Origin of the sequence: Proteus sp. STS61-E (assembly GCF_040932335.1) — a bacterium.
Classification (GTDB): Bacteria; Pseudomonadota; Gammaproteobacteria; order Enterobacterales; family Enterobacteriaceae; genus Proteus; species Proteus mirabilis_B.
On the sequence record NZ_JBFQGE010000001.1, the window covers coordinates 428,447 to 443,042 of the forward strand.

A 14,596-nucleotide genomic window follows, 5' to 3' on the forward strand; every position below is an offset into this window, starting at 1 on the left:
CGCTAGATGACTCGTTCGAGCGAGCGTAGTTAGCAACGCGGTGGCTTAAAGTAAGACGAGTATAAAGTTAAAAATACAAACCAATTTCACATTCATATTAAAGAGAGGTCGTAAGCATGACTCGTCGTGCAATCGGGGTAGAAGAGCGCCCACCATTATTACAAACAATTCCGTTGAGTCTTCAACATCTGTTTGCAATGTTTGGCGCTACCGTACTTGTGCCAATTTTATTTAAAGTTAATCCGGCAACAATATTGTTATTTAACGGGATCGGAACCCTGCTTTATCTCTTTATTTGTAAAGGACGCATTCCTGCTTATTTAGGTTCAAGTTTCGCGTTTATCTCACCCGTACTTTTACTATTACCTTTAGGGTATGAATTAGCACTCGGGGGATTCATCGTCTGTGGTGTGTTATTTTGTATCGTTGCAGGTATTGTTAAAATAGCAGGACGAGGTTGGATTAATGTGATGTTTCCGCCTGCGGCAATGGGCGCAATCGTTGCCGTCATCGGACTTGAATTAGCTGGAACCGCTGCGGGAATGGCAGGATTATTACCAAGTGCTGATGCACCGGTTGATAACCAAACACTGCTTATTTCTATGGTGACTTTAGGGGTGACAATCTTAGGCTCTGTGATGTTTAGAGGATTCCTTGCTATTATTCCTATCCTTATTGGGGTACTAGCAGGTTATGCACTCTCTTTCTTCTTGGGCGTTGTTGATATTACTCCAATTAAAGAAGCTAACTGGTTTGCACTACCGACATTTTATTCTCCACGTTTTGAATGGAGTGCCATCTTTATTATCCTACCTGCTGCATTAGTCGTTATTGCAGAACACGTTGGACACCTTGTTGTTACCGCAAATATTGTGCAACGCGATTTAATGAAAAACCCAGGCTTACATCGTTCTATGTTCGCAAACGGTTTCTCTACCATTATTTCGGGTTTCTTTGGCTCAACACCAAATACCACTTATGGTGAAAATATTGGTGTTATGGCTATCACTAAAGTTTACAGCTCATGGGTTATTGGTGGCGCGGCAATTCTCGCTATCTTATTATCTTGTGTCGGTAAACTGGCTGCTGCTATTGCTGCTGTACCTGTTCCAGTGATGGGTGGAGTTTCATTACTACTTTACGGTGTTATTGGTGCATCAGGTATTCGTGTCTTGTTAGATTCAAAAGTGGATTATAACAAACCGCAAAACTTGATATTAACTGCAATTATTCTGATTGTCGGTGTGAGTGGTGCATCCATTCAGATTGGTGCTGCTGAATTAAAAGGCATGGCATTAGCAACTATCGTAGGTATTGTTTTAAGCTTAATCTTTAAATTAGTTAGTATTGTTCGCCCTGAAACAGAATTAGTGGATAACACTATCGAGTCTGTTAGTGGTACAGCAAACAAAAAGTAATCGATTAAGAAAATCTAAAGCAATATGCTGAAATTAGTAAAAAGGTGGATGATCTCCACCTTTTTTTATTGCGCTTTGTTTTTTGTGTCATATTAAAAACTAAGATTTTTGATATTTTAAGTGTTTAAAACTTAGAAAAGCATGATTAATTCAATCATGATGTTTATTTAAATAAAATAAATGAGACAATGGGTGTCTGTTCTTATGCGAAATAGGCAATTTGTCTGCGGCTTAAATGATATTCGTTTTAAGGTTGGAAGCGTCTCAATAAAGGTATAACGTAATTTATGGAAAAGCTGATTGAAATTTATGATTTCATTACATCAAAGCAGATTTTTACCACAATATTTTTAGTTATTGTGTTGCTGGTGGTGTGGTTTCTCGCCAAAATGATTTTCCGCCGAATAGCAAAGCGTTTACTTTTTTTATTTACTGAACTTTCAGATGAAGAAACGATAGAAGATATAGCTAAAAAGAGCGCATCTATTGTTGCTGTGACACTTGTTCTCTATATTAATCAGCTATTACCGTCTTTTTCAGCTGAAATGAATATTATTTTTGAGACGGTTGCTCGCGCCTTTATTATCATCAATATTGCTTCATTGCTAAACAACGCGCTTGATATCTTCAATATTAGGCACGCCAAAAAAGCGTGGCATCGAAATAACTCTATCAAAGGCTATATTGAGATTGCCAAAATCGTGGTTTGGATTATCTCTTTTATCCTGATCATTGCGTTATTTACTGAACAATCACCACTTATTATTATCTCAAGTTTTGGTGCTATTGCTGCGGTATTAATGTTTGTTTTTCAGCATACACTTATCTCTTTTGTTGCCAATATTCTTATCTCTAACGGAAAAGTATTAAAGCTTTATGATTGGATTGAATTACCCAGTAGTAATATTAGTGGTGAGGTTATTGATATCGCATTACATACGATCACTGTGCGTAATTGGGATAATACGATTTCACGTATTCCAACCAAGGATTTTTTGACTGAAAAATATACAAACTGGCAACCGATGTTTTCATCAGGAGGGCGTCGGATTAAACGTAGTTTTTATATTGACCAATCTTCGATTTCATTTGCAACGCAAGAGTTAGTATTAGAATTAAAAAATACAGCACCGCTTCGTAAGAGTATAGAAACGATGCTCGAAGGAAAAGAAGAAGAGATTGGTGATATTAATGAGTGGTTAGAAACAAAAGGGGTGACGAACCTACAATTGTTTCGTAAGTACATGCTAAATTGGATAAAAATGCGTGGTGATGTTCGACCTGATATGTATTTAGTGATCAGAACAATGCCACCTACACCGATGGGATTACCTGTAGAGTTATATTGTTTTACTCGTGCAACCACGTGGGTTGAATATGAAGAGACTCAATCTGAAATCTTTGAGTATATAAATGCATCAGCTAAATATTTTAAGCTCGACATTTATCAGCAACCTTCAGGTAATGATGTTGCGAAATTAAAATTTAGATAATAAAGACGATTAATTAAACAAGAAATGTTTTTTGATTTTGCACTAAACAATTAGTGATACAGCAAGGCGATAAATAAGTCATTAAGAGTATATAAAATAGGCTTGTCACGATAATCTTGCTGTTATCTTAATCAGTGCAATGTGCTTTTTTAATATTGGTTCTGACCTTGCGAGAATTTGTGTTAGAATCACCACGTTTATTAAACTATTCAGGTGAGGTGCTTCTGAATACGCCGTCACAGCTATCATTACCACTATCTCTGCCCGATGATGAGACATTCGATAGCTTTTATGCAGGGGAAAACGCGTCGTTAGTCGCGGCAATTCGAACCGCCATTCATCAATCTCATGGCAGTTATATCTATTTCTGGTCTCGTGACGGAGGTGGAAAGAGCCATCTTTTACATGCCGCTTGTGCTGAGCTTTCACTAAAAGGTGATGCTGTTGGCTATGTTCCTCTTGATAAACGAGCCTATTTTGTTCCCGATGTTCTTGAAGGTATGGAACACTTATCCTTAGTTTGTATTGATAATGTGCAATGTATTGCAGGTGACGAAGAGTGGGAACTCGCCTTATTTAATCTTTATAACCGCGTTTTAGAGCATGGACGAACCTGTTTATTAATTACAGGGGATAGACCGCCTCGCCAAATAGAACTACAACTTCCTGATTTAGCATCTCGCCTTGATTGGGGGCAAATCTACCGTCTGCAACCTTTAAGTGACGAAGAGAAAATTCAAGCGTTACAATTAAGAGCAAAACTTCGTGGATTTGAATTACCTGAAGATGTTGGTCGTTTTGTATTAAAACGCTTAGATAGAAAAATGCGTACCTTGTTTGAAATGCTTGATGAGCTTGATCACGCTTCTATTGTTGCTCAACGTAAACTTACCATCCCATTTGTGAAAGATATCCTCAAACTTTAAATTGCCTCACTCATCTTATTCGGTGGGGCTAATAATTTAAATCCTATCTCTATTTTCTAAATCTAATACCTATTGCTAAATCTAATACCTATTGAAAGTAATAATTCGTTGTTATTCTTAAACCGTGATCGTTCTATTTTCTCAGATAAAAAAGAGATAAAAAAACCGCTTGTCTTGTATAAAGACAAGCGGCGAGAGACACAAACAATAAAGGAGGAGGGTTAAATAATTAGTTTGCTTCTACTACTTTGGCTTTCTTCTGAGGAACCAGTAAGAAAATCAGATAAAGTGCAGTGATTGCAACTGTGTAGCCTGTGAAGATTAACCAGAATGATTTCCAATCAACCGCGCCATTAGTGGTATATAAATCGATCACCCAGCCGCTTAACATTGCACCTAAATAAGTACCGAAACCGTTTACTAAGGTCATAAACATACCTTGTGCTGTTGAACGATATTGTAACGGGATCTCTTTTTCTAAGAACAGTGAACCAGAGATATTAAAGAAGTCGAATGCACAACCATACACAATCATTGATAACAATAAGACGATTTGACCTAATGATGTGTAGTCACCGTAAGCAAAGAAGCCGAAACGTAAGATCCAAGCAACCATACTAAATAAAACGATAGTTTCGATTCTTACACGTTTTAATAACAGTGGTAGGAATAGAATAAATACGACTTCTGAAATCTGTGAAATAGATAAGAACACTGAAGGATAACGTGCAAAGAATGAATCATCTGCATTTGGAGATTGTGCAATATCTTGCAGGAATGGCACACCAAATGTATTAGTAATTTGCAGTACAGATCCTAATAATGTTGCGAAGAATAAGAAAACAACGACATTTTTCTTTTTAAATACTTGCAAGATATTAGTGATACTAAATGCCACTTCTTCGGTTTTAGTTTCGTTTTTATCAGTTGCTTTAGTGGCAGGTAAGAACATTGCAAATACAGCTAAAACAATAGAGGCGATTGCTGCAACAAAGAGCTGGTGGTAGCTATTACCTAAACCTAAGAAGCTAATCACCCACATGGCGGCAATAAAGCCAACGGTGCCGTAAACACGAATTTTCGGGAAGTAGTTATTAGGCTCTAAATGTTTTTGTTCTAACAGTTCGAAAATGATGCTGTTTGCCATTGAGATACTTGGCATAAAGAACAATAAATGTAATAGAGTTGCAAAGAATAGCGTGGTTACTGTCGTCATTTGCGACATTAACACTAATGCTAATGCGGAAAAAATATGCAGGGTAATAAACACTAATTTACGGTTATTTATTTTATCTGCAATAAATCCCATGATGACGGGTGCGATAAGTGAGGCAAGTCCAAGAGCACTGAAAATAAGCCCAACATCACTACCTTTAAAATGCAGCTCTCCAAAGAGATACGAGGCAAATGTTACAAGCCAAGATCCCCATATAAAGAACTGGAGGAATGAGACAAGTTTTAATCTAAGTACGATATTCATCTGTTTTCCTATTAGCCTAGCAATCACCCGACACCAATAATGGTGATTGGTTAGTTTTAATTGCCCATAATGTTGGCTATAACGTTGTTTATTTCATATACATCTACAACTTCATTTCACACTGATTAATTGTTATCAAGTTAAAAAAACAACAATAAAAGAAGAGGTAGAGTAAATAACAAATTGAAAGCTTATTGCTGTGTTGCAGTATTGTTTTAAATGTATATTTCTTGTTAATTTCTTTCTTGGATGATAATGGAAAAATATTTTGGCGAGAATTTATAGTTTATCAATTCTGCTATCATATTTTCTGATGCCCATGATATGTAGGAATGCATTTGTGTAAAGAGACTTGAGTCACAATATAAATGAAACGCATGATTATTTTTTTCTCATAATCGTGAGTTTATGCGGCGTAGTGTGATCTCAATAAAAGTTTTCAAAAATGGTGATTTCTTACTCATAAAAAATATGAAATTGAGATGAAAATTTTTGAAAGCATAAAGCGATTGTTTTTTTTCTATTGTGGAAATAAGAAACACTTTGCCAATTGTAATGTTTACAATTAAATAACATTTAATGATTTATTTCTTATGTGAGAAAAGAGAGTAAACGGTTGCGGGATTAATAATGACGTAGATAGAGAGAAGCCCATATATAAGAATATAAATATAGGCTTTGAATTTTGAAGATTAATTAAACAGTTCTTTCACTTGCTCTGGAGGGCGGCCTAAACGGGCTTTATTACCTACAACCACAATAGGGCGTTCAATAAGTTTAGGGTTTTCATGCATTGCTTGAATTAATACATCTTGTGATGTTTCATCAGCCAGTTTTAGTGTTTTATAAATTTCTTCTTTTGTGCGCATTAATTCTCTTGCGTCATTAAAACCTAATGCTTTGAGCAGTGTTTTAAGTTCCTCAACAGAAGGTGCTGTATCTAGATAGTGAATAACATTAGGTGTTATTTGCATTTCTTCTAGTAAATGTAAGGTTTCACGGCTTTTTGAACAGCGTGGATTATGATAAATCGTCACTTTCTTGGTCATGTTGTCCCTTATTTAAATTGACTGTCTCTTTGCTGAATTTTTCTTAATTGGTCTATGCGAGCATCAAAGCGAGCTTGATCATTACTGCCTAATTTAACTTGTCGGCTTGCATCACCTAAATAACGGATCGCTGTTTCAAAGTCACCCCTTAGCGCTAAATCTTCTGCATAAGCGGCTAATTCATGAGCTCTATCGCCTTGTTTGGCTGAATTTTCTGCCATTAATTGCCAGCCGATAGGATCGCTTGGGTTATCAAAGGTATAACGATAAAGCAGGCGGTTTGCTTCGTTATATTGTTTATTATGCATATATGAGTTAGCTAAGTTGGCAATAAGGACATTGTTATTGGGTTTTTGCTTTAATGCCTGTTGTAATCTTGCAACCGCATCGCTTGCACGGTTTTGTTCTAAATCGATATCGGTCATGGCATCAATAAGCCAAATATTATTCGGCTCTCTTTCTAACATCGGAGTGAGCAGTTTTCTTGCGTCATCAAATTTACGATCACGAGAATAAATAAGTACTAGCGCATAATTTGCAGCTGACTTTTCAAGAGCTGTACCTTGCTTAAACTGATCAAGTATCGTTTGTAATGCATTCTCTGATGTTGGGTTTTTCGTCAACATGGTTAATACACGCATTTTAGCAAACAGAAAATCAGCTGACTGTGGAACCTGTCGAGCAGGAAATTGACTTGCTCGACTTCTTGCATCGGATAAACGGCTATCTGGTAAGGGGTGCGTTAATAACATTTCAGGCGGTTTAGAGCTATATCGTACTTGGTCAGCAAGAATTTGCATAAAGTCCGGCATCCCTTTGGGATCAAATCCTGCACGATAGAGTGTCTGTATTCCGATACGGTCTGCTTCTTGTTCGTTCATTTGCGTGAACGTGATCATATTTTGCTGCATACCCGCCATACTACCTGTAAAGGTTGCAAGACCTGCATTCGGGTTTGCCATAAATATCAGAATAGAACCTAATACACCAGCAAGAGCAAGGGGTGTTGTTTTAGCCTGATCTTCAAGCATTCGTGCTAAATGTCGTTGAGTAACGTGTGTGATTTCGTGAGCCATAACAGAGGCTAATTCACTTTCTGTTCGGCTATATCGAAAGAGTGCGGAATGCAAAACAATGTTTCCCCCAAAATAAGCAAAGGCGTTAATATTGGGGTTGTTAACTAAATAAAAGTGAAAAGGAGTTTTGACTGAACTGGCGTTCGAAACGAGTTTTTGTCCTAAATTATTAATATAGTTAGAAAGTAATGGGTCAAAAACTAATGGTGCACTATTTCGCAGTTGGCGAGTATAGTAATCACCCATAGCGATTTCTTGATTGATGCTTAATGTTGAACCTGCGGTGGTTCCCATATCAGGTAAAGAGTCTTCAATATCAATCGCAGCCTGAGCGGGCACTACTGATGTTGATAGCAACGCAGAAACAAGAAGCGCGACTAATGGTTTTTTAAGTCTGAGTTTCATACAACTGTATCCTGATGGCTATCTTAACGAAAAATTAATAATTAATGATGTATGATAGCAAAACCTAACGTAAAATCTGTCAAAAGATTATTGCTTATGTAAATGAATACATACAGCTCTATTATTCTGATTATTATAAAGGATCTTTATTTTCATGCTGGACTTGCTTGTTCAATGGTACAAACGCCGATTTGCTGATCCACAAGTTATCGCCCTTGTGGTCATTTTGATTGCCGGCTTTTCAATTCTGTATTTTTTCAGTGGCATACTTGCTCCTTTATTAGTGGCAATTGTGCTTGCTTATCTTTTAGAGTGGCCAACTCATTTACTTGAAAAATTAGGGTGCGCCCGTATATGGGCAGTATCGATAATTCTGACACTCTTTATTGGTATTAGTGCCATTGTTATTTTGATTTTAGCGCCAACTGTGTGGCAGCAAGGGATGACACTGATTTCAGATATCCCAAATATGATCAATAAGTTTAATGCATTTGCGCATGAATTACCGGATCGTTTCCCTGCATTAATGGATGCGGGTATTGTTGATATGATGGCAGAAAACTTACGCAGTAAGTTCTCAACGGTGGCTGAATCTGTATTAAAAGTGTCTTTAGCTTCGTTAATCGGAATTATTACACTGTCGATTTATCTTATTCTTGTGCCTTTAATGACGTTCTTCTTACTTAAAGATAAGCAACAGATGCTTAATGCGGTTCGTCGTGTTTTACCAAAAAACAGAATATTGGCAGCTCAAGTTTGGATTGAAGTTAACCAGCAAATTACCAATTATATTCGGGGCAAAGTAACCGAAATGATAATTGTGGGTGTTTTCACTTATTTTGTATTTGCTTTCTTCGACTTGCGCTACTCTGTATTACTTGCTGTGATCGTCGGCGTTTCTGTTTTAGTTCCTTATGTTGGTGCTGTTTTAGCAACAATTCCAGTTATTGTGATTGCATTATCTCAGTGGGGATTAGGCTCTGATTTCTGGGCGTTATTTATCGCTTATCTTGTTGTTCAAGGATTGGATAGCAATTTATTAGTACCAATTTTGTACTCTGAAGCTGTAAATATGCATCCTTTAGTTATTATATTGTCGGTGATTATATTCGGTGGAATGTGGGGATTTTGGGGCGTATTCTTTGCGATACCATTAGCAACGCTGATAAAAGCAGTATTGCATGCATTACCCGATGAAATTGCGAATGAGCAACATACAAAGAAAAACTGAAGACTGCATTGAACGCATTAACAAAAAAAAATAAAAAGTAGATAAAAAAACAGACAGTGCAAACTGTCTGTTATCTTATCAATACTAAGCTTTTATTATGGATGCTGAGCGAGATATTCGAGAACGACTTGATGGTGATTACTGGTTTTAAAGTTATCAAATACGTGTTCGATAACACCATTTTTATCAATTAAGAATGTTGTACGATGAATACCATCGTAAGTTTTCCCCATAAATTGCTTTTCTCCCCAGATACCAAACTCTTCTGCAATCTTATGATCTTCATCCGAAAGCAACGTGAAATTTAGCATCTCTTTTTCAGCGAAACGGGAAAGTTTTTCTGATTTATCTGTGCTGATGCCGAGTACTTCAACTTTAGCTTTTTTTAGTGCATCCATTTCATCACGTAAGCCACAAGCTTGAGTTGTACAACCCGGTGTCATTGCTTTAGGATAAAAATAAACTAGCACACGTTGGCCAGCGAAATCAGATAAATTAATTGTTTCTCCATCTTGGTCGGGCAGACTGAATTGAGGCGCCTTTTCACCGGCTTTTAATGGGTTCATTAGGTCATTCTCCATTTTTTACTGTTTCATCATCAGACTATTTACGATACTTATTGTGCCTTGAGCGTTCAGCTCTGTACATAATTGATTAAATTTCTCATTAATAACAATACCGTGATCATCTAATGGATTATGCGCCGTAATTTGTATTTCTAAACGGGCAGGTGAGCCATCTTCTGACGGGTGTGTTTTAGATATTAATTCAGCAAGATTAAAATTATGTTGGCTAAATAGATTAGTAAAGCGTTCTACAATACCGGGCGCATCTTCAATATCAACTTTTGCTGCGATTGTTGAAGGATAGGTGATCGGCGCACCATTGGTGGTTCTTTTCATTACGGTCAATAAATCCAGTTCCGCACTTTTAATGGGCAGCAACGCTTCTAATTGTGCGATAGCGTTCCAGCCACCTGAAAGTAGCATGATAAACGTAAACTCTTGACCAAACATCGCAAGTCGGCTGTCCTCGATATTACATCCGCATTGGCTGACTAATTGTGTAATGGTATCAACAATACCAGGACGGTCAGCACCTAATGCAGTAATGACGAGAAAATGTTTATCAGGTATGGGCAAAATAAGGTTCCTTTTGACTTTCAGTTTATTCTTAACAGGTAAACACAAATTTCGATTTCTGCCAAGATCCCTTGCTCACTATCTTCAATTATTATATCTCTTTAATTCATATCAAAGAATATTAGCAAATTTCATTAGAAACCTAGAGTTAAGTAGTTTTCAATAGAGCAACGAATGAGTACCATTGAGTATACGTCTATCTCGGAGCAATGATTATGGTGAATAACGAATTTAATTTTACAGGCAGTATGGTGGCATTGGTTACACCAATGGACGCAAAAGGCAATGTTGACCGGGTTAGTTTACGTAAATTAGTTGACTATCATGTTAATGCAGGCAGTGCCGCAATAGTTTCTGTTGGCACAACAGGAGAATCTGCAACATTAAGTCATGACGAGCATGTTGATGTTGTTCTGATGACATTAGATATGGCTGATGGGCGTATTCCTGTGATTGCTGGTACGGGTGCTAATGCAACATCTGAAGCAGTCTGGTTCACACAACAGTTTGAAAATAAAGGTATTGCAGGTTGTTTAAGTGTTACACCTTATTATAATAAACCTTCACAAGAAGGGTTATATCAGCACTTTAAAGCGATTTCTGAAAGCACAGCATTACCACAAATCCTGTATAATGTGCCGGGTCGCACTGGATGCGATTTATTGCCTGTAACAGTTGCACGTTTAGCCAAGTTGGATAATATTGTGGCAATTAAAGAGGCGACAGGGAACTTAAGTCGTGTTAGTCAAATCCAAGAGTTGGTTAATGATGATAGTTTTATCTTATTAAGTGGCGATGACGCATCATCATTAGACTTTATGCAACTTGGCGGTCATGGTGTTATTTCGGTTACTGCTAACGTTGCAGCGTCAGAGATGGTAGAATTATGTCGATTAGCAAATGCGGGTGAGTTTGCAAAAGCACGTGAACTTAATCGACGTCTGATGGACTTACATCATCAGTTATTTGTTGAACCTAATCCAATCCCAGCTAAATGGGCGTGTCAACGTATTGGATTGATTGAAGACGCCACATTGCGCTTACCTATGACTCCGTTGACATCATCAGGTCAGCAAATTGTTGAGAAAGCGCTGTTAACAGCGGGAATACTGTAAAACTTAGGGAATTTTAATGGCAACACTATTGCATAAATCAAAGATTATGAAAGTCGCGGGTCTGTCGCTGGTGGTTTTACTGGCAGCCTGTTCAAGTGATCAGCGCTATAAACGTCAGGTCAGTGGTGATGAGTCTTATTTAGAGACGGCAGGGCTAAAGAATTTAGCAATTCCGGCGGGTATGGTGTTGCCTTTGCAAAATGGGGAATATGACATTCCAACCCCTAAAAAAACTGAACCTGTTGGTTTAGCGCTTGATATTCGCCCACCAACTCAAGCACTGAATCTGTTAAGTGGTTCACGCAGTGAAAATAATGCAGATAACAGTCGTTTGTTATTACCAAATTCACCTGAAAACACAACACTGTATGAGCAAGTTAGCTCTATCTTAAAAGAGAAAGGTGTTGCGATTGCCAAAAGTGATGCAGGGCAAAAAGAGATCCACACTGATTGGATCACATGGTTACGTGCAGATGAAAACGTACCTTTCCAAACACGTCAGCGTTTAGTGATTGCTCAGTCAGGTAATGTTATTTCGTTAACAGTGACTAATGAAGGTTTACGCCAAGGCGAAACTGAGATGACTGATCCGGCTGAGGTGAAGCGTTACAATATTTTAATGCTTAACGAATTGGTTGATGGCTTAAACCGTATGCGTAATTTAAGCGAAAATACGGCAAGCAGTAGCTTACAAGGTATTATCGATGTCCAAAGTGGTAGTGATAATGCGGGTCTTCCAGTGATTATCGTTCGTGCACCATTTGATGTGGTTTGGGATAGATTACCAATCGCATTAGAAAGTGTTGGTATGAAGATGGGTGATCGCACACGTTCTAAAGGTTCAATTGAAGTAACCTATAAAGGAATGAGCAGTGCGAATTGGAGTGCGTTAGGTGTTGATAGACCAACTGTTGAAGAAGCGGATTATAAATTACAAGTCGGCGATTTAAATAACCGCAGTAGTTTACAATTTATCAGTGATAAAGGTAAACCATTAACACAATCACAAAATGATCAAATGGTTGCTGCACTGAAAGCTGCTTTCAGTAAGCCTGTTAAATAAGTATTATTCTTTAAAAATATGAGAAGCCGTACAATAAATATTGTGCGGCTTTTTTATGATCTTAACTTAATTGTATTAATCTAAATTGAAATTTATTTATAAAAAGACAATTGAAATTACCAGATTTAACATCATTAATTGAATGCTCTTTTAATGATAAGGTTTAATTTAAAATTATTAATAATATTAATCTTAATGCAATACGATTAAATTTATGCAATATTGCGTCAATTCTTATTCTTAAATAAAAATAACAAAGCATTCTCTGACTATATGAAGGGGTATTTATGAGTGCAGGTGATATGATTATTCACTTGATATTAAGTGGGATACTTATTGTAGGTGTTTATCAATTTTATTTTTTTACTCAACGATATACATTGAGAGAAGTGAAAGTTATTAACTCACCGATTGATGAAAAAATTCCTTTCTGGCCATGGTGGTCATGGATCTATAGCTTTTTATATTATCCTGCAATTTTATACCTCAACTGGATCATTCAAGACTCAAGACAATTCATTATGATTGTTTTTAGTTATATTGTTTTGTTAGTCATGCAAATGTTTTTCTTTGTTGTGTTCCCTGTTGCAACTCCAGCACATTGGCGCACATTAAACCCAGGAAAAACAGCGTCAGAGAAATTTCTTAAGTTTGTTCAGTATTTTGATGATTCCTCAAACTGCTTCCCTAGTATGCACGTTTCCGTTGCAACACTCACCGCATGTCTTGCTTATGCAACCTTAGGGCCTTGGGTTTTCTTATTCCCATTATTTATTGCATTATCTTGCATGTTTACGAAACAACATTACTTAATTGATTTACCTGCGGGTGCTTTATTAGGCTGGTTTGCTTACGAGATCTACTGTTACATTATTTAATGTAAGCATGATGTTATTAAGAGATAACATAAGTCTTTTTAAATATAAAAATAGATTAGAGATAAATCATTAAAACGCGTTGATGCTAATACTGATAACCAGATTAAATTTCAATAAAAAGAAATTAATCTGGTTTTTTTATTATTGATTACTCAAAATAAATGTAATATGAAACAGAACTAATGCTTATTAAGAATATCATCTAAAAATAGAAATAATGCAGTGATATAATCTATAATTATTCTTATTCTGACTTTTTATATTTTATATATTCTGATTTTACCAAACGATCTTTTTATTGATGATTATAGCTTTCGTTATGAGTGTGATTGTTCAATAGAATTAATTGGAATATGATTTCTAATAATAGAGATTATTTTTAATAAAAAAACGTTGTGAACTTCAGATTAAAGGCGAGATTTTTTAGTGATAGTACTCACGTTTTAAAAGCTTTTTTGTCTGATCTAGAGTAGAGTATGGGAAGCAAATTTCTTGTTAAACCTATCACATCTTTGGAGTGTGTCAGATGCAGAAAAAAGCTGAGTTGTATCGTGGAAAAGCCAAAACGGTCTATGCCACTGAATCTTCTGATTTTCTTATCCTTGAATTCAGAAATGATACATCAGCGTTAGATGGCCAACGTATTGAACAGTTTGATCGTAAAGGTATGGTAAATAACAAATTTAACCATTTCATTATGAATAAACTGGAAGAAGCGGGTATCCCAACGCAGATGGAACGTTTGCTTTCTGATAATGAAGTGCTAGTAAAAAAACTCGATATGGTACCTGTTGAATGTGTTATCCGTAATCGTGCAGCGGGATCATTAGTCAAACGTTTAGGTATCGAAGAAGGTACACTTTTAAACCCACCAATCTTTGATTTATTCTTAAAAGATGATGCTCGTCATGATCCTATGGTCAATGAATCTTATTGTGAAACCTTTGGTTGGGTGTCTAAAGAAAACCTCGCAGAAATGAAACGTTTGAGCTATAAAGCAAACGATGTCCTTAGCGAACTCTTTGATAAAGCAGGACTTATTTTAGTCGATTTTAAACTTGAGTTTGGTCTATTTCATGGCAAAGTGGTATTAGGTGATGAATTCTCTCCTGATGGAAGCCGTCTATGGGATAAAAATACCTTAGATAAAATGGATAAAGACCGTTTCCGTCAAAGCTTAGGCGGATTAATTGAAGCATACGAAGAAGTTGCACGTCGAATCGGTGTTTCTTTAGACTAAATACGCAAACGATTACGTCAAATTTAATAAGATGTAATTAGAAAAGGTCAGCTTAAAAGCTGACCTTTTGCCTTAAATGG

13 protein-coding genes are annotated in these 14,596 nt (G+C 36.6%); 8 read left to right on the top strand and 5 right to left on the bottom strand.

The window, feature by feature from the left end; genetic code table 11:
* The first annotated feature begins 116 nt into the window (after positions 1 to 116).
* The 3 genes from uraA (at position 117) to hda (ending at position 3,837) form a co-directional block, all read left to right on the top strand.
* Positions 117 to 1,418: a uracil permease gene (gene uraA, locus AB4J89_RS02015; protein ID WP_088495293.1), complete on the top strand. Its 1,302-nt coding sequence runs from the start codon at positions 117 to 119 to the stop codon at positions 1,416 to 1,418.
* Positions 1,419 to 1,705: 287 nt separating this feature from the next.
* Positions 1,706 to 2,911 (top strand): mechanosensitive ion channel family protein, encoded by a 1,206-nt coding sequence (locus tag AB4J89_RS02020; RefSeq protein ID WP_088495294.1) that lies wholly within the window; start codon positions 1,706 to 1,708, stop codon positions 2,909 to 2,911.
* Positions 2,912 to 3,129: 218 nt separating this feature from the next.
* Positions 3,130 to 3,837: a DnaA inactivator Hda gene (gene hda, locus AB4J89_RS02025; RefSeq protein WP_006533048.1), complete on the top strand. Its 708-nt coding sequence runs from the start codon at positions 3,130 to 3,132 to the stop codon at positions 3,835 to 3,837.
* A gap of 229 nt (positions 3,838 to 4,066) precedes the next feature.
* Here the strand turns inward: hda and AB4J89_RS02030 are convergent, their stop codons facing one another.
* The 3 genes from AB4J89_RS02030 to AB4J89_RS02040 all read right to left on the bottom strand — a co-directional run bounded on the left by AB4J89_RS02030 (position 4,067) and on the right by AB4J89_RS02040 (position 7,847).
* On the bottom strand, positions 4,067 to 5,317 hold the full coding sequence (locus AB4J89_RS02030; RefSeq protein WP_088495295.1) for an MFS transporter: 1,251 nt from the start codon (positions 5,315 to 5,317) through the stop codon (positions 4,067 to 4,069).
* Between the two features lie 692 nt (positions 5,318 to 6,009).
* Positions 6,010 to 6,366 (bottom strand): arsenate reductase (glutaredoxin), encoded by a 357-nt coding sequence (arsC, locus tag AB4J89_RS02035; RefSeq protein WP_088495296.1) that lies wholly within the window; start codon positions 6,364 to 6,366, stop codon positions 6,010 to 6,012.
* A gap of 8 nt (positions 6,367 to 6,374) precedes the next feature.
* The gene (locus tag AB4J89_RS02040; protein WP_088495297.1) at positions 6,375 to 7,847 is read right to left on the bottom strand and encodes a M48 family metallopeptidase; all 1,473 of its coding nucleotides are present in this window, start codon (positions 7,845 to 7,847) and stop codon (positions 6,375 to 6,377) included.
* 154 nt (positions 7,848 to 8,001) lie between these two features.
* On the opposite strand from AB4J89_RS02040, the gene AB4J89_RS02045 reads away from it, so the two are divergent.
* Positions 8,002 to 9,078 (top strand): AI-2E family transporter, encoded by a 1,077-nt coding sequence (locus AB4J89_RS02045; protein WP_088495298.1) that lies wholly within the window; start codon positions 8,002 to 8,004, stop codon positions 9,076 to 9,078.
* Positions 9,079 to 9,173: 95 nt separating this feature from the next.
* On the opposite strand, the gene bcp is transcribed toward AB4J89_RS02045, so the two are convergent.
* Both bcp and AB4J89_RS02055 read right to left on the bottom strand, forming a co-directional pair.
* Entirely contained in the window at positions 9,174 to 9,644 is a 471-nt protein-coding gene (bcp, locus tag AB4J89_RS02050; protein WP_088495299.1) for a thioredoxin-dependent thiol peroxidase, read from the bottom strand.
* A gap of 18 nt (positions 9,645 to 9,662) precedes the next feature.
* On the bottom strand, positions 9,663 to 10,220 hold the full coding sequence (locus AB4J89_RS02055; RefSeq protein WP_088495300.1) for a glycine cleavage system transcriptional repressor: 558 nt from the start codon (positions 10,218 to 10,220) through the stop codon (positions 9,663 to 9,665).
* A gap of 215 nt (positions 10,221 to 10,435) precedes the next feature.
* Between AB4J89_RS02055 and dapA the strand changes: the two genes are divergently transcribed.
* From dapA to purC, 4 genes are all read left to right on the top strand, one after another.
* On the top strand, positions 10,436 to 11,335 hold the full coding sequence (gene dapA / locus AB4J89_RS02060; protein ID WP_023581903.1) for a 4-hydroxy-tetrahydrodipicolinate synthase: 900 nt from the start codon (positions 10,436 to 10,438) through the stop codon (positions 11,333 to 11,335).
* Between the two features lie 16 nt (positions 11,336 to 11,351).
* A complete protein-coding gene (gene bamC, locus AB4J89_RS02065) occupies positions 11,352 to 12,398 on the top strand; it encodes an outer membrane protein assembly factor BamC (RefSeq protein WP_088495301.1) in 1,047 nt (348 codons plus the stop codon).
* Positions 12,399 to 12,685: 287 nt separating this feature from the next.
* Positions 12,686 to 13,276, top strand: coding sequence for a phosphatase PAP2 family protein (locus AB4J89_RS02070; protein ID WP_088495302.1), 591 nt, complete (start codon positions 12,686 to 12,688; stop codon positions 13,274 to 13,276).
* A 526-nt stretch (positions 13,277 to 13,802) separates the two neighbouring features.
* Complete coding sequence (purC, locus tag AB4J89_RS02075; RefSeq protein WP_088495303.1) at positions 13,803 to 14,516, top strand: phosphoribosylaminoimidazolesuccinocarboxamide synthase; 714 nt, start codon at positions 13,803 to 13,805, stop codon at positions 14,514 to 14,516.
* Positions 14,517 to 14,596: the final 80 nt, after the last annotated feature.